Origin of the sequence: Sphingomonas sp. (assembly GCF_041661885.1) — a bacterium.
Lineage (GTDB): Bacteria > Pseudomonadota > Alphaproteobacteria > Sphingomonadales > Sphingomonadaceae > Sphingomonas.
The window spans coordinates 390,517-414,302 of sequence record NZ_JBAZTL010000001.1 but is presented as its reverse complement, the minus strand read 5'-3'; the positions used below and the strand labels follow the sequence as shown (position 1 = coordinate 414,302).

Sequence of the window (23,786 nt, the reverse complement as noted above, 5' to 3'; positions counted from 1 at the left end):
CCGGCGCGGTCCTTGGTGGACCGCGCCGCAACATCGATCACTTATAGGCGGTTACGCGGCCCTTCTGGTCGAGCACATACAGCGTGTTGTCGGCGACGACCGGCGGCAAGGTGAAGGGCGCTTTCGCTTCAATCACCGTACCGACCTTGCCATTTTCGACCGAAGCGGAAACGATCTGCCCCAGCGAGTTGGTCAACACCAGCCGCCCGCCAGCCAGAACCGGGCCGAACCAGGTGATCGGATTGGCCTTTTTGCCGTCCTTGATCGTGCCGTCCTTCTTGATCTTCTCACTCTTGAAGTGGCGCAATTGGCTGATCCAGCGGACCTTGCCTGTGGCGCGCGCCAGGCACACCAGGCGCGCATCGTCGGTGACCAGGAACACCCATTCCCCGGCGACCCACGGCGTGGAGATGCCGGCGAAATTCTGTTCCCACATGCGCTGGCCCGACACGATTTCGAGCGCGACCATGCGGCCACCCTGCCCAACCGCAAACACCGCTCCACGGTCAATGACCGGATCGGCATCGATATCGGCAAGCGACGACACCGAGGTCGAAATGGTCGAACGCGACAGCGCATCCTGCCACAGCGTACGACCGTTTTCGTACCGATAGGCGTTGAGTTCGCCCGAGGAGAAACCGGCGACGACGGTGCCCTGGCTTACCGCCGGTGCCGCAACGCCGAACACACCCTGCGTTTCGATCGATCCCGACTGGCTCCACACCACCGTGCCATCGGCCTGCGACAAAGCGTAAAGCTGGTTGTCCTGGCTCAGGATATACACCTGGCCATTGGCGACGGTCGGCGCGCCGCGCAGCGGTGCGCCCGGCTTGACATGCCACAACACCTTGCCCGTGGCGGCTTCGAGCGCGACGACGTCGCCCAAACCATCGGTCGCAAACACCTTGCCATCGTCAAAGCTGACACCGCCGCCAAAGCGCGCGCCACGCGTTTTCTTGTCGATCTTGCTCTTGTCGGTCTTGGCGATGTTGGTCGTCCAAACCGCGGCACCCGTGGTGGCCGAAAAGGCGTGGATCATCGCATCCACGTCGATCGCATAAACGCGTCCATCGGCAATGACCGGGGCAGCACCCAGCCGTTGCCGGTTGCTGCCACCATTGATCGACGCGCTCCACACGCGCGACAACGACGTCCCCAGGCTCAACTGGCCGAGTGACTTGGCCGCGCTTCCGCCGGGCTGGGCCCAACTGTCATTGGTGGTGGCGGGCGGTACAAGCACCTCGACGCCCGCGATCGTCTTGTCGGCAAGCACGTCGCGCTCACCAGCCAAAATCGCGATGCGTTGGCCAAGGACCGGCGTCTTCTTCTTGCTCTTCAGCGAAGCGCAGCCGCTGAGCGCGACGGCGGTCACAGCCACGACGAGAAAGCGGTTGGTCATCTTCATTGCGATTTCTGTTCCTTAGCCTCGGTGGCAGCATCCACACCCAATACGCCCGCCATCTGAACCGCGCGTGGCCGCAGCGTCTCTGCCATGTCGGGCTCACGCGCGATCTGGCTATAGAGCACGCCCGCCAAATCACGACGATTTTGGCGCAAATACGAAATGGCGACCAGTTCGCCGGCACTCCCGAACCACGGATTGCCCTTGACCGCGATGCCGCGCAGCCGTGCAATCACCACTTCGGGCTTCAGCGTGTCAAACTCGGCGGTGGTCTGACGAACCAAGGCCAAATCGCGAAGCGGCTGGCCAATCGAGGCATCGCCCGCGACTTGCGCAAATTTTGCGGCGGCACCGCGCGTATCCTGCTTCTTCAACAGCAGGTCGGCCTGGCTCATCAGCGCCAGCGCGCGATAGCCGCCGATGTTGGATGCGGCCAGCGTGGCAAGCTTGGCATTAGCCGATTCGGGCTTGGCGCCGCCCATGTCTTCAAAGGCCTTGGACAGCAACTCGCCCTGTTCGCCCGCGACCGACTGCTCATGCCACTGCCAGATCAACCACCCGCCAAAACCAAGCACCACAAGCAGCACCAGCCCGGCGACAACGGCACCGTAGCGTTTCGCCGCCTTGGCGAGTTGGTCGCGGCGCAGTTCCTCGTCGACTTCGCGCAGGAATGCGGCATCGGTATTCGGCGGCACAGCCAAGGGGGAAACTCCATCGGATCAGGGCGGGAAAGGCGCGGACCTTAGCCGCGCCGGAGCACAAACAAAAGCGCTCAAAAAATCGGGCGAAACTCCTGCGCGGCATCAGTCCTTCGGGGCGTAGATCTGCCCGGCACCGGGGAAGGCGCGCGAGCGGACATCCGCCGCATAGGTTTCAACCGCGGCGGAAATACGGCCTGCGAGATCGTCGAATTTCTTCACGAACCGCGCGGTGCGATCGAACAGGCCGAGCATATCTTCTGCCACCAGCACTTGCCCATCGCACTGCGCCGAGGCGCCGATGCCGATGGTCGGGCAATCGATCGTACGGGTCAGCTCAATCGCGATCGGTTCAACCACGCCTTCGATCACCAGCGCAAAGGCCCCTGCTGCGGCAATCGCCTGGCCATCGTCGATGATTTTCGACGCCTCCTCCTGCGTCCGCCCGCGCGCACCATAGCCGCCAAGCGTGTTGACCGCCTGCGGGGTGAGCCCGACATGGCCCATCACCGGAATGCCGCGTTCGGACAGGAACTTGACCGTAGGTGCCATCGCGCGGCCACCTTCGAGCTTTACCGCCGCAGCGCCGGTCTGCTTGAGCAGCCACGCCGCACTTTCGAACGCCTTTTCAGGAGAAGCTTCGTAGCTGCCGAACGGCATGTCGACCACCACCACCGCATGATAGCTGCCGCGTACCACCGCCGCGCCATGTGCCGCCATCATCTCCAGCGTGACCGGTACGGTGGAGGGCAGGCCGTACACCACTTGCCCCAAACTGTCCCCCACCAGCAGCATGTCGCAATGCGGATCGAGCAATTGCGCGGTGCGCACGGTGTAGGCGGTCAGCATCACCAACGGCTCGCCCCCCTTGCGTGCGCGGATCGACGGCACAGTGAGGCGTTTCATCGGCGCGGGGGTCGGGTTGGCGCGACTGGTCGCGGTGTCGAGGGTGAAGGTTGTGGACATGCACGCCCGAATAGCCGCTTCGGATGCGCCGGGCTAGGCCCGCCCCTTATTCGACCGTAACGCCCTTCCAGAAGGCGATGCGATCCTTGATCTCCGCCGCCTTGGGCTTGGGGTCGAGGTAGAACCACGCCGCATCGGCGTTGCACTTGCCATCGACGACCAGCGACTTGTAGCTCGCCTCGCCCTTCCACGGGCAAAAGGAGTGCGTGTCGCTGGCTTCGAAATAGTCGGCGACGATGCTGTCGGCGGGGAAATAATGGTTGCCCTCGACCACGACGGTATCCTCGGACCGGGCGATCACCGCCCCGTTCCAGCGTGCAGTCGGCATGGCGGTCGCTCCTTTAAGGCCTCAGAGCCGCTAGATAGGTATCGGGCTTGAACCCTGCCAGCAGCACCCCGTCCTTTTCGGAGCCCGATTCCAGAATCGGGCGTTTGATCGCCGAGGGCTTGGCGAGCATGATCGCGATCGCCTTCTCGGCATCGAGATCGGTCTTGTCGCCCTCGGGCAGCGCGCGGAAGGTCTGGCCCGCACGGTTGAGCACCACCTCCCAGCCGAGCCGATCGACCCAGCGCCGCAGGGCCACCGCATCGACGCCCTGCTTCTTATAATCGTGAAACGCATAGTCCACGCCATGCTCGGCGAGCCAGGTCCGCGCCTTCTTGACCGTGTCGCAATTGGGGATTCCGTAAACACGAACAGACATGGTTTTCTCAACGCCATATTAAAGAAGGCCGTCTTAGCGAACGATACAGCGAATGGCAGCCCAATTTGGCGTGTGTAATGTTATCAGGCGCGGCCACACCGGCCTGACTACGCCTCATCGCCATCCGCCAGAAACCGCCCCAGCACCACGACATCCTGCCGCGCCAGCCCGAGCGTTTCGTAAAAGCCGAGCGCATCGGTATTGTCGCCGCGGACCATCAATTGCAGCTTGGGCGCGCCATGCGCGCGCAGCCAGCGTTCCGCCGCCGTCATCAGCGCGCGACCGAGGCCGGAGCGGCGCGCTGCGGGGGCGACCGCGAGATAATAGATCCAGCCGCGATGGCCGTCGAAGCCGACCATCACGCTGCCGGTGACGCCGCCCTCCCCGCGTGCGACCAGCACCGTCGACACTGCACCGCCAAGCGCGAGCGCAAAGTCGGTGGCAGGGTCGTTCCACGGGCGGGTAAGGCCGCACGCGTGCCACAAGGCAATGACGGCGGGGGCATCGGCGGCGGTTGCGGGTTCGATTTCGGGTGTCATATCGACGTTCATGCGCGGTGCCGGCGCTGCGTCAAGCATTGGGCCGTGGCGCGCGCTGAGAGGGGTGCTTCGACAAGCTCAGCACGAACGGGTGGGGGCGGCGCGAACGGTCGGGCGCAATCCCCCCTGTGTGACACTCCCCTCCCCGTTCGCCCTGAGCCTGTCGAAGGGTCCTCACCCCACGCGCAGACCGTCATTATGGCTGGCGGTGCTTCGACAGGCTCAGCACGAACGGATGGAGAAGCACAGGCGACGCTCCTCACCCAGCCCGGCGCACCACATCGATGATCGGCCCTTGCGCGCCCGCCAGCATCCGCGCTTCGATCCCATAAGCGGTGCGCAACACAGCAGGCGTCAGCGCATCGACCGGCGCACCGTCGGCCAGCACCGCGCCCGCCGCCAGCACCACCACGCGGTCGGCGAGGCGCAGCGCCATCGTCAGATCGTGCAGCGTCACCACCACCCCCGCCCCGGCCAGCGCCATCACGCGGAACAGCCCCGCCACATCGAGCTGATGCGCCGGATCGAGCCCCGACAGTGGCTCATCGGCCAGCAGCCATTCGGGCTCCCCCGCGAGTGCGCGGGCGATGAGCACGCGGGCGCGTTCGCCGCCCGACAGGCTCGTCACCACGCGGCCTGCAAAGTCGCTGACCCCGGCCAGCTCCATCGCCTGCGCCACCGCCGCCGCATCGGCACTGCCGCCGCCGCGCGCGCCGAGGAACGGGATGCGCCCAAGCCCAACCAAAGTCCGCGCATCGACCGCCCAGGCGATTTCCGGCGTCTGCGGCAGAAAGGCGAGCCGCTGGGCGAGCGCGCGCGGCGGCATGGCGGTGACGGGCCGGTCGTCGAGATGCGCCGCGCCGCTGTCGGGCGTGCGCAGCCCGGCGAGGCAAGCGAGCAAGGTCGATTTGCCCGCGCCATTCGGCCCGACGATCGCGGTCACCTGTCCCGCCGCGAGCGTCAGGTCGATGCCCGCCAGCACGCCGCGCCCGCCCAGCGTCACGCGCACATCCTGGCACGACAGCACGCTCATGCGATCCTCCGCCGGAGCGTGAGCAACAGCGCCAGGAAGAACGGCCCGCCCAACGCCGCCATCGCCACGCCGAGCTTCACTTCACCCGCCGCCGGCGTCACGCGCACAAGGATATCCGCCGCCAGCACCAGCACCGCGCCGCCGAGCGCGCTGGGGGCGAGCAATGCCCCCGGCCGCGCGCCGACCAGCGGGCGCAGCACATGCGGCACCACCAGCCCGACAAAGCCGATTACCCCGCTCACCGCCACCGCCGCGCCGGTGGCAAGCCCCACGCCCAGCGCCAGCGTCCAGCGTGTCTGCCTAAGCGAAATGCCGAGCGAGCGAGCGCCTGCCTCGCCCAGCGTCAGCGCATCGAGTGCGCGGCCCGTCGTCAGCAGCAGCGCGGCACCTGCCAGGATGAAGGGGGCGGCCAGCCGCACTTCATCGACGCTGCGATCCTGCAGCGATCCCATCAGCCAGTCGACGATCTCGCCCACCGCCCACGGGCTCGGCGCGAGGCTGAGCGCGAGCGAGATGCCAGCACTCGCCACGATATTGAGGATCGCGCCCGCCAGCACGAAGGTGACGAGGCTCGACCGGCTGCCCGAGAGCAAAAGCAGCAGCGCCACGCCGATCAACGCGCCGAGCATCGCCGCGCCGGGCAGCACCCAGATGCTGGCGAGCGTCGCGCCATAATAGAGCGTCAGCACCGCGCCCAGCGCCGCCATCGCCGACACGCCGAGCACGCCGGGATCGGCCAGCGGATTGCGCGTATAGCCCTGCAGCACCGCGCCGGAGAGACCGAGCGCAGCGCCGATCAGGATGCCAAGGATGGTGCGCGGCACCCGCAGATCGGCGATGATCGCCCAGCGCGGATCGCTGCTGGCGAGGTGCCAGGCCGACAGCGGCACCCACACCCGCCCGGCGATCAGGCTCAGCGCCGACAGCAAGGCGAGCAACGCCAACAAGCCCGCATAAAGCGCGATCCGCCGCAGGATCATGCGCCGGTCACGCTTTGGCGCGCGCGGACGAGCGTGGCGAGCGTCTGGATCATCACCGGGCCGCCGCAGTTGAGCAAGCGCTGCGGGAACACCGCGCGCTGCATTCGGTTGGCGACATGCGCGAGCGCTGGATGCTGCGTCACGCGCTGCGCCCAACCGGGCGCGCCCGCGCTCGTTTCGCCCGACAGCAGCAATTGCGGCGGATCGGCGACCAGCACTTCGAGTGGGACGTTGCGCGACTGGGTGAAGCCATAGCGCGTGATCGCGTTGCTGAGCCCCGCGCGGCGCATCAGTTCGTCCATCAGCGTCCCCCGCCCCGAGGCGAAACCGCCGCCCATAAACACCAGCGCCGAGACGGGTGCCGTACCCCGTGGCGGCGCGGCGGCGCGGAGCGCGGCCTCGATCCGCGCGACGATGCGTTCGCCGCGCGCGCTTTCACCGACCGCGCGCGCCACGTCGCGGACTTGCGCGATGCTGGCGGCGATGGTTTCCGGCACATCGAACAAGGCGGTGTTCAAGCCACCGCGCGCCAGCGCCTGCCGCGTCGCCACCGGCATCAGCTTTGCGCCCAGCACCAGATCGGGTGCGAGCGCGATCACTTCCTCGGCGCTCTCATAGGTTTTGGGCAGCGTGCGCGCGAGGGACGCGATGGTCGAGCCATTGGCCTCGCTTGCCCAATGGCTGAGCGCGGCGATGCGGCGACGATCGACCAATTGCACGAGGATGACATCGAGGCAGGGGTTGAGCGAGACGATGCGTTGCGGGCGTGCCGACGCAGGTGCAGCGGCGCACAGCGTTGCGGCACACAGGCCGGTGACGACCGCGCGGCGCGAGGGGGCGAGCGGCGATGAACCCGGCCACGCCTTCAAACCGCCCTTCGTCATCAAGCGCCCCACCTCCCGTTCACACTCAAGCACCTCCACGAAGGCACTTCCCCGGCGAAGGCCGGGGCCCAGTCGTGGGCGGCCAGAAAGCGGGCACAGCGCGCGCCACCACCACCTTCCCGACTGGGCCCCGGCCTTCGCCGGGGAAGTGCCTTCGTGGAGGCTCGCTCTAGCGCACACGCCGTTTCACGCAAGCGAGCGAGGCGACCTCAATAGGGCGGTGCCACCACCGCGCGCTGCCGCGCCGCCGCATCCGCCCACCAGCTCAAATCATCGGCGAAGCGGTCGAACCCGCGCTCCAGCGCCGCGCCGCCACCCCCGATCGGTTGCGCGTCGGCGTCGAGCGTCGCGCCGATCGGGCCGACCGAAATGGTGCTCGACACCACCACCATCCCCATTTCCGCCAAGGTCGGATGCCAGGCTTGTGCCGCGCGCACCCCGGACAAGCGCCCCGCCGAATAGCTGGCGATCGCGGCGGGCCGCCAGAACCATTCCTCCAGGAAATGGTCGGTCAGGTTCTTCAACCCCGGCTGCACGCCCCAATTATATTCGCCGGTGACGAACAGAAAGGCGTCGGCAGCGCGGATCTTGCCCGCCAGCGTCTCCATCGCGGGTGGTGCCTCGCCGGGCGCATATTCCTTATACATGCGATCGAGCATCGGCAGGCCAATCGCCTTGGCGTCGATCAATTCGGCATCGACGCCGCGTGCCTGAAAACGCCGGACGAGATAGTCGGCAAGGCGGATGCCCATGCGGTCGGACCGGTAGGAACCGTAGAGGACGAGCAGTTTCTGCATGGCCACGCTCAATCGAAGCGCGGCACGGCGGGGGGATCGCTGGCGGGAAAGCTTTCCTCCAGCCCTTCGTCGATCAGGTCTTCCTCATGATCCTCGGCAGGCGCATCGGGCGTGGGGTTCGGGTCGGGCATCGAGGTTCCTTTCGCGGCAACCATAGCCGCACAATGCGCGACGATCCTGGATGGATGCAACATCGGCGTACGAAAAGACCGGACAGGTTGCCCCGTCCGGTCCTTGTCCGCCTGCGAAGGATCGTCGTTCAACGACGGGCGTCGAGGCTCCAGGCACCGCCACCCAGCGCGACGACGTTGAGCAGACCACCGGCAATGGCAATGTTTTTGAAGAAATGGATGAACTGGTTCTGGTCGCCCAGCGCGCTGTGAAAGGTGAGCGCGGTCGCGATCGAGAACACCGCCAGCACCGAAGCAACCAGCCGGGTGCGATAACCGAGGATAAGCGCCACGCCGCCGAGCAGTTCAACAATCAGCGCGATCGCAAAGCCCATTTGCGGCACGGGCAAGCCGACCGACTGAATATAGCCGATCGTCGCCGCAGGGGCGGCGAGCTTGGACAAACCGCTCAGGACGAAGATCGCGGCAATCGCGGTGCGGCCGATCAGCGGCAACGCGGCGACGCTGGTCGAAACGGGGGCGGTCGTCGGCAAGGGAAGAGAAGTCATGATGTGTCTCCGGTCGAGCGGGGCACTCCCCCGCCGTCGTCGCCAAGATGGTTCAACCACGCTTATGCGAAAACCCGGATAATTTTGCAGAAAACGTTCTAAAATATCGAACAAAGACTCACGCCTTGCGAATGTCGTGCTCGATTGGTGTTGGTCGCATCATGGCTGCGCAAGGACGGCACATGCTCACACGTCGGGAACGCCTGGAACCTCCGCATCCTCGCGGCCCTGCGTGACGAATTGGTCGAGCAACCAGGATGCCGCCGGGCCGGGCGGCACGTCGCGCCGCCAGATGCCGGAGAAGCGATAAATACCGCCCGGCTGTTCGGGCATGGAGAGCCGCACCAACGTCCCCGCCACCAGATCCCCCGCGATCAGCGACAGCGGCATGTTGCCCCAGCCGATCCCCTCGCGCAGCAACGCGTGTTTCGCGCCGAGATCGGCCAGCCGCCAGGTGCGCGGGCTCATCACCGCAAAGTCGCGCCCCTCGGTCAAGGGCGAGCGATCGGTCAGCACGAGTTGCACGAAATCGCGCCCTGCGCCGGGCGGGATCGGCATCATCCGCGCGAGCGGATGGTCGGGCGCGGCGACGGGCACCATCTGCACCGATCCCGCCGTCACCGATTCGATCCCCACACGCCCGGTGGCGAGCGGCCCGGAAATGCCGACCACCGCTTGCGCCTCCTGCACCAAAGCGACCACCGCGCCCAGCGCCTCAACATGCAGGCGCAGCGTGACCGTGGGGTAGGCCGCCGCGAAGGCGCGCAGCACCTTGCCCAGCCGCTGCGCGGGCAGCATCACGTCCACCGCGAGATGCACCTCCGCCTCCAGCCCGTCGAGCAGCCCCTTCACCTTGGCGCGCAGCCCATCGATGCCCTGCGCCACATGGCGCACCTCGGCGAGCACCGCCCGCCCCGCCTCGGTCAGCTTGGGCTTGCGCGTGCCCTCGCGGTCGAACAGCAGCACGCCTAATTGCGCCTCAAGGTTGGCGATGCCGTAGCTGATGACCGACACTGCGCGGTTGAGCTTGCGCCCGGCGGCGGCAAAGCTGCCGGTATCGACCACCGCCAGAAACACGCGAAGCTGATCGAGGGTCGGCGTACCGGGATTGTGCATATCAACTTTCTCGAACGTTTCGATATGTTTTATCCGACTGAGCAGCGAAGTCGAGCCGCTCTATATCCCGGTCATCGACGGACGGACCGGCACCCTGCCAGTCCACCGCAGCACAGGAGTTTGCGCCATGATCGACCTTCGCCCTTATGCCAGCCTTGGCGGTGCCAATCACGGTTGGCTCGATGCCAAGCATCATTTCTCCTTCGCCAATTACTACGACCCGGCGCGTACCAATTGGGGCAATTTGCGGGTGTGGAATGATGACACGATCGCACCGCAAACGGGCTTCCCGCCGCATCCGCACCGCGACATGGAGATCATCACCTATGTCCGCGAAGGCGCGATCACGCATCAGGACAATCTCGGCAATCTCGGCCGCACCGAGGCGGGCGACGTGCAAGTAATGAGTGCCGGCACGGGCATCACCCACTCCGAATATAATAAGGAGGATATTACCACCCGGATCTTCCAGATCTGGATCCAGCCGACACGCAGCGGCGAAAAGCCAGGCTGGGGTGCCCGCCCCTTCCCGAAGGGCGATCGCGCCGGACAGTTCGTGGTGCTGGCGAGCGGCTTTGCCGAGGATGGCGATACGCTGCCGATCCGCACCGACGCCCGCGTTGTCGGTGCCACGCTGAAGGCGGGCGAGACCGCCGAATATCCGCTCGGCAAAGACCGGCGCGGCTATCTCGTGCCCGCCACGGGTGCGATCGAGATTGACGGCGTGCGCGTCAATGCTCGCGACGGTGCCGCCATTCGCGATGAAGCGGTGCTGCGGGTAACCGCGATCGAAGACAGCGAAATCGTGCTGGTCGACGCTGCCTGAGCAACGATGGCCGCCGGGGTTGCTGCCCCGGCGGCCATTATGCCGTTAGAATCCGGCGGAAACGCTGAACAGCACCGTGCCGCCCGCAATCGAGGAGCCGTTCTTGGTCGAGGCGAAGTTCGGCAGCAGATAGGCCGATTTCGCGCGGCTGATGTCAGTATCGACATAGGCGACACCCAGCGTCACCGGGCCGACCACATAATCGACCCCCAGCAGCCAATCCCAATAGCTCCCCGTTGGGGCCACGCTGGTGCCATTCGGTCCCAACCCCGGATTGCCCTTGGAATAGCCGATATGCGCCTTGGCGGTGACGGGGGTGCCGGGAACGCCCGCGCTGCCATCGCCCCACAGATAGAGATTGTCCTCGCTCTGCCCGCGGCTTTGCGGGGTGTTGGAGAAATTGCCGAGCGCCTTCTGCTTGGGCGCATAAGCGACGCCCGCCAGCAACGTCGCCGGGCCGAGCGTGCCACTCACTTTGACATAGGGTTCGGCAAAATCGGTCAGGGCGGCGCCACCGGGATACATGTACCAGGTCAAGCCGACATCGATCGTCCCGCCAGCGAGCGGGCGCTTATAGCCGCCGACCAGATCGAGCTCGAGATTGGCACCGCCAAAGGTGCCCCAGCCTGCGAGATTGGAGGCCCAGGTGCTGGCGTAAAACCCGCTTTCATGCGTGACGGTGATGCCGCCCTGTAGCGCGATTTGTTTGTCCGATTGAGAGACGCCACGGAAGCGGTAGTCGGAAACGAACGCGACGCTGCCCGATACCTTGAACGGCGGCGGCGGCGCGGTCTCGCCGCCCCTATCCTGCGCGATAGCGGGGCTGGCGATCAGCGCGAGCGCGGCGGCGAACGTAAATCGATACATGGGATCCCCCTTTGATGTGGTGGTGGGTTCCCGCCTGCGGTCCGGCGCCGCCGCTCCTCTCATCACCGGGGGAGCGATGGGGAGCGGTCGACCTCGGGAGTTTTGGTGTAGCGTCGCGGTGGTGCCGCGATCTTGCCGCTTTGTAACGAAGCGTTGCTCGCTACGCCGTCATCGCGGCGAGCTTGTAGGACGCGCCGGTCAATTCGACCGGATGCCCGGCCGCACGCCGCCGCGCGAGCCACTCCTTGAGCAATTCGGCGCACGTATGGTCGACCTTGGTCAACCGCGACACGTCGAGCCGGGTCGGCCCGTCCATCGGCAGCGCATCCAGTGTGTCCGACAATTTGGGCAGGGTGACGAAGGTCGCACTGCCCGCCAGCGCCAAGCAGCGCCCATCTGTTTCATCCGGCATTTCGACGTGCAGGCGTAGACGGCGCAGATGCGGCACCAGTTCGAGCAGCGAGAGCGCGATGCCGACCAGCACGCCGGTCAACAGATCCTCGGCCACCACCACCACGAGCGTCACCGCCCAGATCAGCGCTGGCAACACGCCATAGCTGTGGAACAGGTGACGGACATGCGCGAGACTGACCAGCCGAACCCCGGTCACCACCAGAATCGCGCCCAAGGCGGCCATCGGGATTTCGCGCAGCAGCCACGGCAGCAACGCGACGAAGCCCAGGATCCAGATGCCGTGCAGCATCGTCGAGAGCCGCGTCGTCGCGCCCGCCTGCACATTGGCCGAGCTGCGCACGATCACCCCCGTCATCGGCAAGGCACCCGCCACGCCGCACAGCAAATTGCCGATGCCCTGCGCGCGCAGCTCCTTATTGTAATCGGTGCGCACGCCATCGTGCATCCGGTCGACCGCCGCCGCCGACAACAGCGTTTCCGCGCTGGCGATGAAGGCGATGGCGAGGGCTGCAACGAGGATCGACGGGTCGATCCACTTGGCCAGGAAGTCCGGCGCGGGGAGCGCGACGGCGGCAACGATCGATTGCGGCACATCGACGCGGTCGATCGTGAGGCCGATGCTGAACGCGGTCAGCGTACCGACCATGACGCCGACCAGAGCGGCAGGCACCTGCTTCAGCGCCGCCGGGCGGAAGCGTTCCCACCCCAGCATCGCCGCGATCGTCAACAGGCCGATCATGAACGCCTGTTCGACGCCCGAGACGTTGGTCGCGGACAAGCCGAACAAACGGCCGGGAATGGCGAGCAGATTCTGGATGCCGCTCGGCAGCGGGCGTGCATCGAACAGCACATGAAACTGGCCGACGACGATCAGCACGCCGATCCCGGCGAGCATCCCGTGGACGACAGCGGGCGAAATCGCGCGGAACCAGCCGCCGATCTTCAGAATACCAGCGATGAGCTGGATCAGCCCGGCAAGAATCAGGATCGGCCCCAGCGCCGACAGGCCCTTGTCGCGAACCAACTCGAACACCACGACGGCCAGGCCTGCGGCGGGCCCGCTGACCTGCAAGGGGGAACCCGCGAGCGCCCCCACGACGATGCCGCCGATGATGCCGGTGATGAGTCCTTTTTCAGGCGGCACGCCCGAGGCGATGGCGATGCCCATGCACAAGGGCATCGCCACCAGAAACACGACGATCGACGCGGTAAAATCCCGCGACGCGACTGCCAGCGTCGGCAATTTGAAACCGGCGAAGCTCATTCGGCCGCCTCCAGATAAGACACGCCCGACGCCAGGCGCTGCTGCGCGGGCAAGGCGACCGGCATCGGGCGATCGTCGCGGATCTGCTCGAACCGCCCGGTGCCGCCGTCGAGCGCGAACACCGCACCCTGATGAATGTCGAAGAACCAGCCGTGCAGCGCCAGTTCGCCGCGCGCGATGCCCGAGGCGACCGCCGGATGCGTGCGCAGATGCGCGATCTGCACCACGACATTTTCAAGCGCCGCCGCGCGCACCTGCTCAGGCCCGTCGAGATCGGGATAGGCATCGCTCACCACCGAATGCGCCGCATGGCTGTGGCGCAACCACGCCGCGACATTGGGCATGGTTTCCAGCGACGACGGGTTCATCAGCGCCTTCATCGCGCCGCAATCGGAATGGCCGCAGACGATGATGTCGCGCACCCCCAGCGCCATTACCGCATATTCGACGGTCGAGGTGACGCCACCATTGGCGTTGCTGAACGGGGGAACGATGTTGCCGGCATTGCGGCAGACGAACAGATCACCGGGGGCGGCCTGCAGAATTTCTTCGGGCACCACGCGCGAATCCGCGCACGACACGATCAGCGCCTTGGGACGCTGCCCGTTGACGGCGAGGTTCGCATAGAGCGCACTTTGAGGGGGGAACACCGACTTCTGAAAATCGAAGACGCGACCGATGAGCTCGTTCATGAACCTGGCTCCTGCTTGCGCCGCGCGGGGGCTGCGCGGGCTTCACAGAATCAGATACGAAGTGCGTTTTGCTGCAACGCGGCACTTTTGTAAGGAAGCGTTTCCGGTCAGCGTGGCAGGCGGATTTCCGCGCGCAAGCCGCCTTCGGGCAGATTGGCGAGGCGCAACGCGCCGCCTTCGAAATCGACCAGCCGCACGACGATCGCCAGCCCCAACCCCAACCCCAGCGTATCGCGCCGTCGGGCGGTATCGAGCCGCACGAACGGCTCCAGCACGCTCTGCAAGGCCTCTTCGGGGATGCCCGGCCCGTCATCCTCGACCCGTAAAATCACTTCGTTCGGGGTGGCGGAGAGCGCGATCGTCACCACCGATCCGTGATGCAGGCCGTTTTCGACCAGATTGGTGAGCGCGCGCTTCATGCCGAGCGGGCGGAAGCAATGGTCGAGATGCGAGGGGCCGACATAATGGACCTCGCGCCCGTGATCCGCAGCATCGTCGGCCAGCGTCGCGCACAATACGGCGAGATCGGCCAGCACGGGCTTTTCGGGATCGTCCTCGCCGCCGAGGAACGCCAGCAACGATGCGACCATCGCGTCCATCTCGGCTACGTCTTCCAGGATTTCCTCGCGCAGCGGCTCGGCCGAGATACCCTCCGCACGCAACCGCAACCGCGCCAGCGGGGTACGGATGTCGTGCCCCACCGCCGCCAGCGCCTGCGTGCGATCCTCGATCAATTGCTGGATGCGCGCCTGCATCCGGTTGAACGCGGTGATAACGCGGCGCACCTCGCCCGGCCCTTCCTCGACCAAGGGGAGCGGCTCGGCGGTGCCGAAGCGGTCCGCTGCATCCGCCAATTGCCGCATCGGGCGCAGCGTCCGCCCGATCAGCGCACCGCCCAGCACCATCACGCCGCCCGCAATGGCGAAAGCGATCAGGATACGGCTATACGATTCGTCCAGGCTGTCGATCGGCTCAACCGTGCGGAAGTGCAGCCAACTGCCATCGGGCAGCGCACTCGCCCCGGCGACATAGGCATCCTCGCCAATCGTATCGAGATGCAGCCGCAAATCGCCCGAGCGCAGCACCGGCTCCCAACTGAGCACGCGCGCGCGCATCTGTGCGAGCGCGGGGTCGGTCGGCGCGGGCGCAGCGGCGCTCCACGCCATCGTGTAATGCGGGGTCGACAGGCGGCGCGCCATCGCCGGGCGCTCGGCCACTGGCGTGTCCACCGTCAGGCGTCGCGCGATGACGAGATGCTCTGCCAGCCGCCGCCCGACATCGTCGCGCACCGAAAACTGGCTGGCGCGCTCATACAGCATGGCATTCATGGTAAATTCGACGAGCATCGCGAGCAGCAGGATCGCCACGACTCGCCCGATCAAGCCGAGCGAGGGATGCACGAAACGCCTCAAGAACGCTCGACCGTGGTGTTGAACATATAGCCGACGCCGCGCACCGTCACGATCGGTGGCGCGCTGCCTTCGGTGGTGAGCTTGCGGCGCAAGCGGCTGACCAGCACATCCACGCTGCGATCGGTGCTGTCGCCCATGCGTGTGCGCGACAGTTCGATCAGCCGTTCGCGCGCGATCACGCGGCCCGCATGGTCGAGCAGGCTGACCAACAGGTCGAATTCCGCGCCGGTCAGATCGACCACCGCGCCGCTCGGCGCCTGCAATTCGCGGCGCGGCAAGCTGACGGTCCAGCCGTCGAAGCGGCGCACCCCTTCCTCGCGATCCTGCGTGTCGCGCGGAGCCTCGGTCCGGCGCAGGACGGCGCGGATGCGCGCGGTGAGCTCGCGCGTGCCGAACGGCTTGGCGAGATAATCGTCGGCACCCAGTTCCAGGCCGACGACACGGTCGGTCTCGCTGGCGCGCGCGCTGACGAAGATGATCGGTACATTGCTCTTCTGCCGCAGCCGCCGACACAGTTCGATGCCGTCGGTGCCCGGCAACATGATGTCGAGCAGCACCAGATCGACCGGGCCCGCATCCATCGCCAGCCACATTTCGGGGGCGGACGCGGCGGGGCGAACAGTATAGCCATGCTCTTGCAGCGCCCGCGTGGTCAGCGTGCGCAGCGCGGGGTCGTCCTCGACCAGGACGATAGTGGGGGCAGTCGTCATCGGCGTGAGATCAGGCAATGTTTCATGTGTCCGTTTCGGTAAGGACGCGTTTCAGCAGCGTCAACGCACACAGCGGCCAGAGTGATCCAACCCCGATCCCCGCAACATTTCCTCACACAGCAGCCAAAATCTGGCACGATTGCGACCGCGCCCGCGATAGGCCGCCCCCCGGTTGCGCCGGGGAGCGGTCGTCATTTTCACGCGGTTGCGTGGACCTTGGCGACGCTCGGCACCAGCGCAAGACCGATCGGACCTTCGCCGGCATACATCATCGTGCCGTTCAGGTTCGCACCGTCGCCCTTGGTGCTGATCGCGACAACGCCCTGCTTGCCGCGGCAGCCGAGCACCCATTCACCGCCCGGATGCCACGGGGCATCATTGCCGCCCCATTGGTTCACCACGCTATAGGTGTTGGCCATCGTGCGCGTGCCGCGGAAGCCGATCGGACCCTCGCCCTTATAGGTCATCGTGCCCGTCAGCGTCTTGCCATTGTCGTGGCTCGACACTTCGAGACCGACCACCGGCTGGTCCGGCCGGCACCCGATCACCCACTGGCCGCCCTGATGCCAGGGAGCCCCGCTGCCGCCCCATTGATTGGTGGCGTTAAAGGCGAGACCGGGGGATTTGGCACCTTTGACGCCGATCGGGCCTTCCCCCGCATAGGTCATTGTGCCCGTCACGGTCTGACCGTCCTTGGACGTCAGATCGAACGCCACCGCATTCTGGCCATCGCGCGCGCCGAGCAGGAACAGGCCCGCATCGTGCCAGGGAGCATCATTGCCACCCCATTGGTTTTCGGCGTGATAGCAATTTTCGGTCACGCGGGTCGCGCGCAGGCCGATCGGGCCCTCGCCCTGATACGTCATCGTACCGGTAAAGCTCAGTCCGCCATCGCCGGATTGAATATGGAGCGCGATCGGCAGTTGATCTGCGCGATTGCCGATGTTGAGCACTCCACCATCGTGCCACGGCGCGGAACTACCGCCCCATTGATTTTGGATATTGTACACGGTCATTGCCGTATCCTTTCCTGAAATTATGGATCAAATGCGATGATTTCTCGCAAGAATTACAAAAGCCACGCACACACGCCCCGGCCATGCACATAGCCGGGGGGACATCAAATATACTCTATTTGAAGCGGACTGGCCCGACGACAGCACGAGTCGTTCAGGCATTATTCAAATACACCTTATTGGTATTTCACTCAAGTATATTGTCTTGTCTACGTATGGACATGCCGCGAAATGCGCAAAATATGACAATACCACAACCACGCCAATCTGGCCCATTGTGATCCATCATTAGGCAATCGCGGCTTGCGATTAGACGATATTTTAAGATTGGATAAAACAGCACCGTGACATCGCGATTGCACCGCATCCGATCCGGGGGGTGAACGAGCCGCCTCACGCGCGCACCCCTTCTACACATTGGTGGTACGAACCAAAGATCGGTGAAATCGACGACGGAAGGTCCAGCCCGAACCGATACCCCGCCACGGATTCCAGTGTATTATATATATGGCACACTTCTCGCATGGAAAACCGTGCGATCGACGACAGATCCATGTCGCGACCGCATGGAGATCCGCCATGAGCCTGTCCGCCCACCTGATCACCCTTACCATCGCCGCCGTGGCGGCATCGCCGCAAAGCGCACCAACCCGACGCACCATCACCGAAACCTACCGCGTCACCTACAAGGCGGACCAGGATGTTTACTGTATCCGCGCCTTCGCCGATCCGTCGCCCGCCGATCCGCATCCGGGCACCCCGCCCGACCCGTGCCGCACCCGCGCGGACTGGGCAAAGGACGGCGTTCAAATCACCGATCCGCAGCGCGCCATCGCCCCGTCTTAAGACGGGGCCGGGACTATGGTGCGGCGGGTTCGCCTCGCAGGGCCAAACCGCCGCACCGCCCCCAACCTTTGCGTGTCTCGCCAGACGCAGCGCCGCCAACGCGCCGAAGCACACCAATTGTGCCGCCAGCACCGCCAGCGCGCCGATCGTGGTGCGGCCCGCCCACACCCCGGCAAAGGCGCGCGCCGCAAGCCCTGCTCGCGCACGTTCCGCTGGCGCAGCACATCAAGCGCATCCTCGACGAACGCGCCGGCCACGCCGCCCCCGCGCGCCGCTTCCGCGACGAACTCGAAGACCATATGTCGCCCGATTATGCCGAGGAAACGCTGCGCACCGTCACCCTGTGGGGCCGCTATGCCGAAGTCTTCGCCTATGACGAGGATGACGACCGCTTCTCGCTGGATGACGCGGTGTAAGGGGGTGGCGGGAGCCAGTTGGGACTTATCGCAGGGAGCGCGCTGCGCAGCCACCTCGATAAGGCGAATCGCGCCTTCGGCTAGCGACTGGTCAGTTTCGATGAACTTTCGGTGATGGTGGGAGCAGCCGATTTGGCCGGTCAACTCAGACGATCCGCAATGCAACCTACCGCGCTCGGCTGAAAACTTTAGTTGTTCGGGAACGCGAATGCGGGCAAGAAGAACAACTGAGGAACGAATTCCACGCGCTTCTGGAACGCCGAGGGGGATGAATGCACGCAATTGAGCTATTCGCCGGTGCTGGCGGATTAGGTCTTGGCGTCAGCCGGGCGGGGTTCACGCCAGTTAAGGTTGTCGAATGGGATCGCTGGTGCTGCGACACTATTCGCGAGAACCAATCGCGCGGCCTGCGCGAGGTAGTGGGTTGGCCGTTGGTCGAAGGCGACGTTCGCGCGGTCGATTTTCGTGCCTACGAGAACGTGATCGATTTAGTGACCGGTGGTCCGCCCTGTCAGCCTTTTTCGCTGGGCGGCTTGCATCGGGCGCATGATGACGCACGGGACATGTGGCCCGAGGCGGTGCGTGCCGTACGCGAGACACGGCCAAAAGCGTTTATCTTTGAAAACGTGAAGGGGCTTACGCGCGCGGCCTTTGCGAGTTATGTCGCGTACATCGTGCACCAACTCACTTATCCTGATCTCAGGCGTCGCGATGGTGAGAAATGGTTTGAACATCTGGAGCGATTAGAGCGCCATCACACCTCCGGGCGCGGTGAAACCTCTTTCAGCTACCGCGTCATTTATCGCGTTCTTAACGCCGCCGACCACGGGGTGCCACAACGACGCGAGCGCGTGGTCTTTGTCGGGTTTAGGCGGGATCTGGAAATCGAGTGGAATTTCCCCGTGCCAACACATTCGCTTGATGCTCTTCTCTGGGAGCAGCGTCCCAACGGGGACTATTGGGAACGACATCATGTATCCCGTAAGTATCGGATCATCGCACCACGTCTGGCGGCACGCGCCGCCAAGCTGCGGAAAAAGCCTGCTGGGCTTGCCTGGCGCACCACCCGCGATGCGATCCACGATTTGCCTGATCCCGAACTCTCGCCACGTGCGGCCGCGCTGGTGCCGAATCATCGCTTCCAGGCCGGTGCGAGGTCGTATCCGGGGCATACCGGCAGCCCGTTGGACGAGCCAGCGAAGACACTGAAAGCGGGCGTGCATGGCGTACCCGGTGGCGAAAATATGCTCGCGCGACCTGATGGAACCGTTCGATACTTTTCCATACGTGAGAGCGCCAGGCTACAGACCTTTCCTGACGATTATCAATTTCACGGCTCCTGGTCGGAAACAATGCGCCAGCTTGGTAATGCCGTTCCGGTGAAATTGGCGGAGGTGGTGGCGCGAGATGTGCGCGCGCATCTTAACCGTACGGAGATGGGAAGCTGTCAGTGACCGTAGGTTATCGCGATTTCGAGTTCGATTTGCCGGGCGCGCTGTTGGTACGCCTGGTTGAGGTCCTGGACGGCATGGAAGCCGCACCACTCGATGGCGAGGGGTTGGCGAGCATTCCAGAGGCACAGGGCGTATATCAGCTCTTCTTGGACGGCCAACTCACCTATATCGGAAAGACAGACGCGGAGGCGGGCCTGGCTAAGCGACTGCTTCGCCATTCTCGCAAAATCCTGCATCGGCAAGGACTTGCCCCTAGAAGGGTAACATTCAAGGCAGTGCGCATCTTTGTGTTCACTGCGATTGATCTCGAGACCCAGCTTATTCGGCATTATACCGGTAAGGACGGCACACCGTGGAATGGCAGCGGCTTCGGTGCAAACGATCCTGGGCGCGAACGTGACACCAGTAAGCCAGGGAGCTTTGATAGCGATTTCCCGATTGATATCGACCGGCCCCTTGAAATCGATTTGCTCGGAACAGCAACGGCAGCCGAGGTCGCGCTACGACTTAAGGCCGCTCTACCGTACACTCTTCGGTTTCAAAGTGCGGGCAAGGGTAGTCGAAAACCACATCCTGAGTTAGCGCAAACAGTTGTCACCATGAGCCCCGCCGCTATTACCGCTCGTTCGGCGTTGATGGAGTTGACGAGGCAATTGCCTTCGGGATGGCAGACCACAATGCTTTCGGCGTTACTGATCATGTACAAGGAAGATCGCGACACTTACCCGAGTGCAATCATCCTGGCGCGATCCTGAGCGTTCGTCATCAGTTCAAGATGGCCGCGCATTGTCTAGAATGGTTATCAATTTCCTAACTCGTTCGATACAATAGTCGTCCAACCGCCGCCGCGTCTAGGCCAACGAGGCACGCCCCCCACCCCCACCCCACCAACAAAATCCCACACCCCGCTCGTGCGTCCGCCCACAGCTTCGCTATAGCGCCCCCGATGACTCTCCTCGAAACGCATCTGAACGACTTGAAGGCGCTCGACTCCGCCGCGCGGCTCCGCCGCCTGCAACCGCGCACCGGGCTGGATTTCTCGTCCAACGACTATCTCGGCCTCGCCCGCGCTGAGCGGCTGCGGGGTGCCGTGGCGGCGGCGCTGGCGCGCGGGGTGGCGATCGGGTCGGGCGGGTCGCGGCTGCTGCGCGGCAACGATCCCGAGCATGAAGCGCTCGAAGCCGAAGCCGCCGCCTTTTTCGGCAGCGAAGCGGCGCTGTCCTTCTCCAGCGGCTATGCCGCCAATGCTGCCTTGCTGTCCACGCTGCCGCAGCGTGGCGATCTGATCGTCCATGATGCGTTGATCCATGCCAGCGCGCATGAAGGAATGCGCCTCGCCCGCGCCGAAAGCGTCGCGACGCCGCATAATGACGCGACCGCGGTCGATCAGGCGATTGCCGACTGGCGGCGGCGCGGCGGCACGGGTCGCGCGTGGATCGCGGTCGAGAGCCTCTACAGCATGGATGGCGACCGCGCCCCGCTCGCCGATCTGGCGGCGGTGGCGGCGCGACACGCGGCGATGCTGCTGATCGACGAGGCGCACGCAACCGGCGTGTTCGGCCCCGACGGACGCGGCCTCGCCGCCGATCTGGAGGGGGCCGAAAACGTCATCACCTTGCGCACCTGCGGCAAGGCCTTGGGCTGTGAGGGCGCCTTGCTGTGCGGCCCGCGCACGATGCGTGATTTTCTGGTCAATCGTGGGCGCGCCTTCATCTTCTCGACCGCGCCCTCCCCGCTGATGGCAAGCGCGGTGCGCGAGAGCCTGCGCATCCTCGCCGACGAGCCTGAGCGTCGCGACCGGCTGAGCGCGCTCACCGCCTTTGCCGAGCGCACGCTCGCGCCGTGCGGCGTCACCCCGACCGGATCGCAGATCCTGCCACTCATCATCGGCGCGGACGCCCCCACCATGCGGCTTGCGGCGGCGCTGCAGGCCGCCGGTTTCGATATTCGCGGCATCCGCCCGCCGACAGTGCCGCCCGGCACCGCGCGGCTGCGCGTGTCGCTCACGCTCAACGTCGGCGAAGCGGAGATTGCCGCGCTGGCGGAGATGCTGTTGGAGTTGCGCGCACGTGAACTCTGAAACAATCGTCATCACCGGCACCGACACCGATGTCGGCAAGACGGTGTTCGCCGCCGCGCTGACGGCGGCGCTGAACGCGCATTATTGGAAGCCGGTGCAGGCCGGGCTCGACCCCAGCGCCGATCGCGACAGCGTCGCCACGCTCTCGGGCTTGCCCGCGTCGCACATCCTGCCCGAGGCGTATCGCCTCGCCACCCCCTGCTCGCCCCACCGCGCCGCCGAGATTGACGGCGTGACGATCGACCCGCTGCGGCTGACCCCGCCCGAGGTCAACGGCCCGCTGGTGGTGGAGGGGGCCGGCGGCGTGATGGTGCCGGTGACGCGCGAGCTTGTGTTTGCCGATCTGTTCGCACGCTGGGGCTACCCGGTGGTGCTGGTCGCGCGCACCACGCTCGGCACGATCAACCACAGCCTGTTGTCGATCGAGGCGCTGCGCCAGCGCGGCGTGCCCATCCTCGGCATCGCCTTTGTCGGCGACGAGAATGCCGATAGCGAAGCGACCATCGTGCATCTGGGGCGCGTGAAGCGGCTGGGGCGCTTACCCCGGCTCGATCCGCTCGATGCGAGCACGCTTGCCGCGGCCTTTGCCGCGCATTTCAACGTGGCCGATTTCCAATGAGCAGTTCCCCAATCTGGCACCCCTTCACCCAGCACGGCCTTGGCGAACCGATCCCGCTCGTCACCCACAGCGAAGGCGCGGCGCTGTTCACCCAGGACGGCCGCCGCATCATCGACGGCATCTCGTCCTGGTGGGTGACGACGCACGGCCATTGCCACCCGCGCATCATCGCCGCGATTGCCGAGCAAGCGAGCAAGCTCGACCAGATCATCTTTGCCGGCTGGACGCACGAACCCGCCGAAACGCTCGCGCGCGCACTGCTGGAGATCATGCCGCCTGCGCTCACCCGCATCTTCTTCTCGGATTCGGGCTCGACCAGTGTCGAGGTCGCGCTGAAGATGGCGCTCGGCTTCTGGGCCAATCGCGGCCAGCCCCGCCACCGCATCCTGGTGATGGAGCATAGCTATCATGGCGACACGATCGGCGCGATGTCGGTCGGCGCGCGCGGCGTGTTCAACGCGCCTTATGCGCCGCTGCTGTTCGACGTCGGCACCATCCCCTACCCCGCCTCGGGCCGCGAGCAAGCCACGCTCGATGCGCTGGAGGCCGCCTGCCGCTCCGCCCCCGCCGCCTTCATCGTCGAGCCCTTGGTGCTGGGCGCGGGCGGAATGCTGTTCTACCCCGCCTGGGTGCTGGCCGAGATGCGCGCGATCTGCGCGCGTCACGACGTTTTGTTCATCGCCGATGAAGTGATGACCGGCTGGGGCCGCACCGGCACGTTGCTGGCGTGCGAACAGGCGGGTGTCGTTCCCGACATCCTCTGCCTGTCCAAGGGCCTGACCGGCGGCGCGGTGCCGCTCGCGGTGACGATGGCGAGCGAGGGCGTCTACGACGCGCATCTCTCGCAGGACCGCGCGCGGATGTTCTTCCATTCCTCCAGCTACACCGCCAACCCGATCGCCTGCGCCGCCGCCAACGCCAACCTCGCCATCTGGCGCGAGGAACCCGTGCGCGATCGCATCGCCGCGCTCGCCGTGCGGCAACGCCAGCGTCTGGACGCGCTGTCGGGACAATCCGGGTTCACCAACCCGCGCACGCTCGGCACCATCGCGGCGGTGGATATCGAGGACGGCGAGCCCGGCGGCTATCTCTCACATCGCGCCCCCGCCCTGCTTTCGCATTTCCGCGAGAACGACCTGCTACTGCGCCCACTTGGCAACACCGTGTACGTGATGCCGCCTTATTGCATTGACGAAGCCGATCTCGACCGGCTCTACGCAGGGATCGCGGAGGCGGCGGAGGCAAGCGCACACTCGCGATAAGCGCCTCCCTCACAAGGCCCGGCGACGCGGCTGGCCCAATTCGCCGCGAGTGCCGCGAGATCATCCGAGCGCGCGCCTCGGCGATGGGCATCTCCAGGCCGATCCGCTAA

27 protein-coding genes are annotated in these 23,786 nt (G+C 65.5%); 8 read left to right on the top strand and 19 right to left on the bottom strand.

Going from position 1 to position 23,786, the window contains the following annotated elements:
- Positions 1–37: 37 nt before the first annotated feature.
- The 13 genes from WC704_RS02105 to WC704_RS02045 form a co-directional block, all read right to left on the bottom strand.
- A complete protein-coding gene (locus WC704_RS02105; protein WP_372888326.1) occupies positions 38–1,405 on the bottom strand; it encodes a PQQ-binding-like beta-propeller repeat protein in 1,368 nt (455 codons plus the stop codon).
- On the bottom strand, positions 1,402–2,097 hold the full coding sequence (locus WC704_RS02100; protein ID WP_372888709.1) for a tetratricopeptide repeat protein: 696 nt from the start codon (positions 2,095–2,097) through the stop codon (positions 1,402–1,404). The genes WC704_RS02105 and WC704_RS02100 overlap by 4 nt, the downstream gene beginning before the upstream one ends.
- Positions 2,098–2,205: 108 nt before the next feature.
- Positions 2,206–3,066, bottom strand: a complete 861-nt coding sequence (panB, locus tag WC704_RS02095) for a 3-methyl-2-oxobutanoate hydroxymethyltransferase (protein ID WP_372888325.1) — start codon at positions 3,064–3,066, stop codon at positions 2,206–2,208.
- A gap of 46 nt (positions 3,067–3,112) precedes the next feature.
- Positions 3,113–3,394 (bottom strand): DUF427 domain-containing protein, encoded by a 282-nt coding sequence (locus tag WC704_RS02090; protein ID WP_372888324.1) that lies wholly within the window; start codon positions 3,392–3,394, stop codon positions 3,113–3,115.
- Between the two features lie 13 nt (positions 3,395–3,407).
- Positions 3,408–3,770, bottom strand: coding sequence for an arsenate reductase (locus WC704_RS02085; RefSeq protein ID WP_372888323.1), 363 nt, complete (start codon positions 3,768–3,770; stop codon positions 3,408–3,410).
- A gap of 107 nt (positions 3,771–3,877) precedes the next feature.
- Positions 3,878–4,321, bottom strand: a complete 444-nt coding sequence (locus WC704_RS02080) for a GNAT family acetyltransferase (protein WP_372888322.1) — start codon at positions 4,319–4,321, stop codon at positions 3,878–3,880.
- A gap of 247 nt (positions 4,322–4,568) precedes the next feature.
- Positions 4,569–5,342: an ABC transporter ATP-binding protein gene (locus WC704_RS02075; RefSeq protein WP_372888321.1), complete on the bottom strand. Its 774-nt coding sequence runs from the start codon at positions 5,340–5,342 to the stop codon at positions 4,569–4,571.
- Complete coding sequence (locus WC704_RS02070; protein WP_372888320.1) at positions 5,339–6,322, bottom strand: FecCD family ABC transporter permease; 984 nt, start codon at positions 6,320–6,322, stop codon at positions 5,339–5,341. Before WC704_RS02070 ends, WC704_RS02075 begins: the two co-directional genes overlap by 4 nt.
- Positions 6,319–7,206: an ABC transporter substrate-binding protein gene (locus WC704_RS02065; RefSeq protein WP_372888319.1), complete on the bottom strand. Its 888-nt coding sequence runs from the start codon at positions 7,204–7,206 to the stop codon at positions 6,319–6,321. Before WC704_RS02065 ends, WC704_RS02070 begins: the two co-directional genes overlap by 4 nt.
- Positions 7,207–7,415: 209 nt before the next feature.
- The gene (locus WC704_RS02060) at positions 7,416–8,003 is read right to left on the bottom strand and encodes an NADPH-dependent FMN reductase (RefSeq protein WP_372888318.1); all 588 of its coding nucleotides are present in this window, start codon (positions 8,001–8,003) and stop codon (positions 7,416–7,418) included.
- A gap of 8 nt (positions 8,004–8,011) precedes the next feature.
- Positions 8,012–8,134, bottom strand: coding sequence for a hypothetical protein (locus WC704_RS02055; protein ID WP_372888317.1), 123 nt, complete (start codon positions 8,132–8,134; stop codon positions 8,012–8,014).
- A 128-nt stretch (positions 8,135–8,262) separates the two neighbouring features.
- A complete protein-coding gene (locus WC704_RS02050) occupies positions 8,263–8,682 on the bottom strand; it encodes a DoxX family protein (protein ID WP_372888316.1) in 420 nt (139 codons plus the stop codon).
- Between the two features lie 186 nt (positions 8,683–8,868).
- On the bottom strand, positions 8,869–9,798 hold the full coding sequence (locus WC704_RS02045; RefSeq protein WP_372888315.1) for a LysR family transcriptional regulator: 930 nt from the start codon (positions 9,796–9,798) through the stop codon (positions 8,869–8,871).
- 127 nt (positions 9,799–9,925) lie between these two features.
- Here WC704_RS02045 and WC704_RS02040 point away from each other — a divergent pair, with 127 nt between their 5' ends.
- Entirely contained in the window at positions 9,926–10,624 is a 699-nt protein-coding gene (locus WC704_RS02040) for a pirin family protein (RefSeq protein ID WP_372888314.1), read from the top strand.
- Between the two features lie 45 nt (positions 10,625–10,669).
- On the opposite strand, the gene WC704_RS02035 is transcribed toward WC704_RS02040, so the two are convergent.
- The 6 genes from WC704_RS02035 to WC704_RS02010 all read right to left on the bottom strand — a co-directional run bounded on the left by WC704_RS02035 (position 10,670) and on the right by WC704_RS02010 (position 16,999).
- The gene (locus tag WC704_RS02035) at positions 10,670–11,491 is read right to left on the bottom strand and encodes a TorF family putative porin (protein WP_372888313.1); all 822 of its coding nucleotides are present in this window, start codon (positions 11,489–11,491) and stop codon (positions 10,670–10,672) included.
- A gap of 160 nt (positions 11,492–11,651) precedes the next feature.
- Complete coding sequence (locus WC704_RS02030) at positions 11,652–13,169, bottom strand: SulP family inorganic anion transporter (RefSeq protein ID WP_372888312.1); 1,518 nt, start codon at positions 13,167–13,169, stop codon at positions 11,652–11,654.
- On the bottom strand, positions 13,166–13,861 hold the full coding sequence (locus WC704_RS02025; protein ID WP_372888311.1) for a carbonic anhydrase: 696 nt from the start codon (positions 13,859–13,861) through the stop codon (positions 13,166–13,168). Before WC704_RS02025 ends, WC704_RS02030 begins: the two co-directional genes overlap by 4 nt.
- A 107-nt stretch (positions 13,862–13,968) precedes the next feature.
- Positions 13,969–15,273, bottom strand: coding sequence for an ATP-binding protein (locus WC704_RS02020; protein ID WP_372888310.1), 1,305 nt, complete (start codon positions 15,271–15,273; stop codon positions 13,969–13,971).
- Complete coding sequence (locus WC704_RS02015; protein WP_372888309.1) at positions 15,270–15,983, bottom strand: response regulator; 714 nt, start codon at positions 15,981–15,983, stop codon at positions 15,270–15,272. The genes WC704_RS02020 and WC704_RS02015 overlap by 4 nt, the downstream gene beginning before the upstream one ends.
- A gap of 197 nt (positions 15,984–16,180) precedes the next feature.
- Positions 16,181–16,999, bottom strand: coding sequence for a lectin ESA-2 (locus WC704_RS02010; protein WP_372888308.1), 819 nt, complete (start codon positions 16,997–16,999; stop codon positions 16,181–16,183).
- 579 nt (positions 17,000–17,578) lie between these two features.
- Here WC704_RS02010 and WC704_RS02005 point away from each other — a divergent pair.
- The 7 genes from WC704_RS02005 (at position 17,579) to WC704_RS01975 (ending at position 23,676) form a co-directional block, all read left to right on the top strand.
- Complete coding sequence (locus WC704_RS02005) at positions 17,579–17,845, top strand: hypothetical protein (RefSeq protein WP_372888307.1); 267 nt, start codon at positions 17,579–17,581, stop codon at positions 17,843–17,845.
- Positions 17,846–17,964: 119 nt separating this feature from the next.
- Positions 17,965–18,261, top strand: a complete 297-nt coding sequence (locus WC704_RS02000; protein WP_372888306.1) for an AAA-associated domain-containing protein — start codon at positions 17,965–17,967, stop codon at positions 18,259–18,261.
- Between the two features lie 272 nt (positions 18,262–18,533).
- Positions 18,534–19,715, top strand: a complete 1,182-nt coding sequence (locus WC704_RS01995) for a DNA cytosine methyltransferase (RefSeq protein WP_372888305.1) — start codon at positions 18,534–18,536, stop codon at positions 19,713–19,715.
- Positions 19,712–20,470, top strand: a complete 759-nt coding sequence (locus tag WC704_RS01990) for a GIY-YIG nuclease family protein (protein WP_372888304.1) — start codon at positions 19,712–19,714, stop codon at positions 20,468–20,470. The genes WC704_RS01995 and WC704_RS01990 overlap by 4 nt, the downstream gene beginning before the upstream one ends.
- A 191-nt stretch (positions 20,471–20,661) precedes the next feature.
- Positions 20,662–21,795 carry an 8-amino-7-oxononanoate synthase gene (locus WC704_RS01985; protein WP_372888303.1) on the top strand — a complete coding sequence of 378 codons (1,134 nt, stop codon included), beginning with the start codon at positions 20,662–20,664 and terminating at the stop codon, positions 21,793–21,795.
- Positions 21,785–22,414: a dethiobiotin synthase gene (gene bioD, locus WC704_RS01980; RefSeq protein WP_372888302.1), complete on the top strand. Its 630-nt coding sequence runs from the start codon at positions 21,785–21,787 to the stop codon at positions 22,412–22,414. The genes WC704_RS01985 and bioD overlap by 11 nt, the downstream gene beginning before the upstream one ends.
- Positions 22,411–23,676 carry an adenosylmethionine--8-amino-7-oxononanoate transaminase gene (locus WC704_RS01975; RefSeq protein WP_372888301.1) on the top strand — a complete coding sequence of 422 codons (1,266 nt, stop codon included), beginning with the start codon at positions 22,411–22,413 and terminating at the stop codon, positions 23,674–23,676. The genes bioD and WC704_RS01975 overlap by 4 nt, the downstream gene beginning before the upstream one ends.
- Positions 23,677–23,786: the final 110 nt, after the last annotated feature.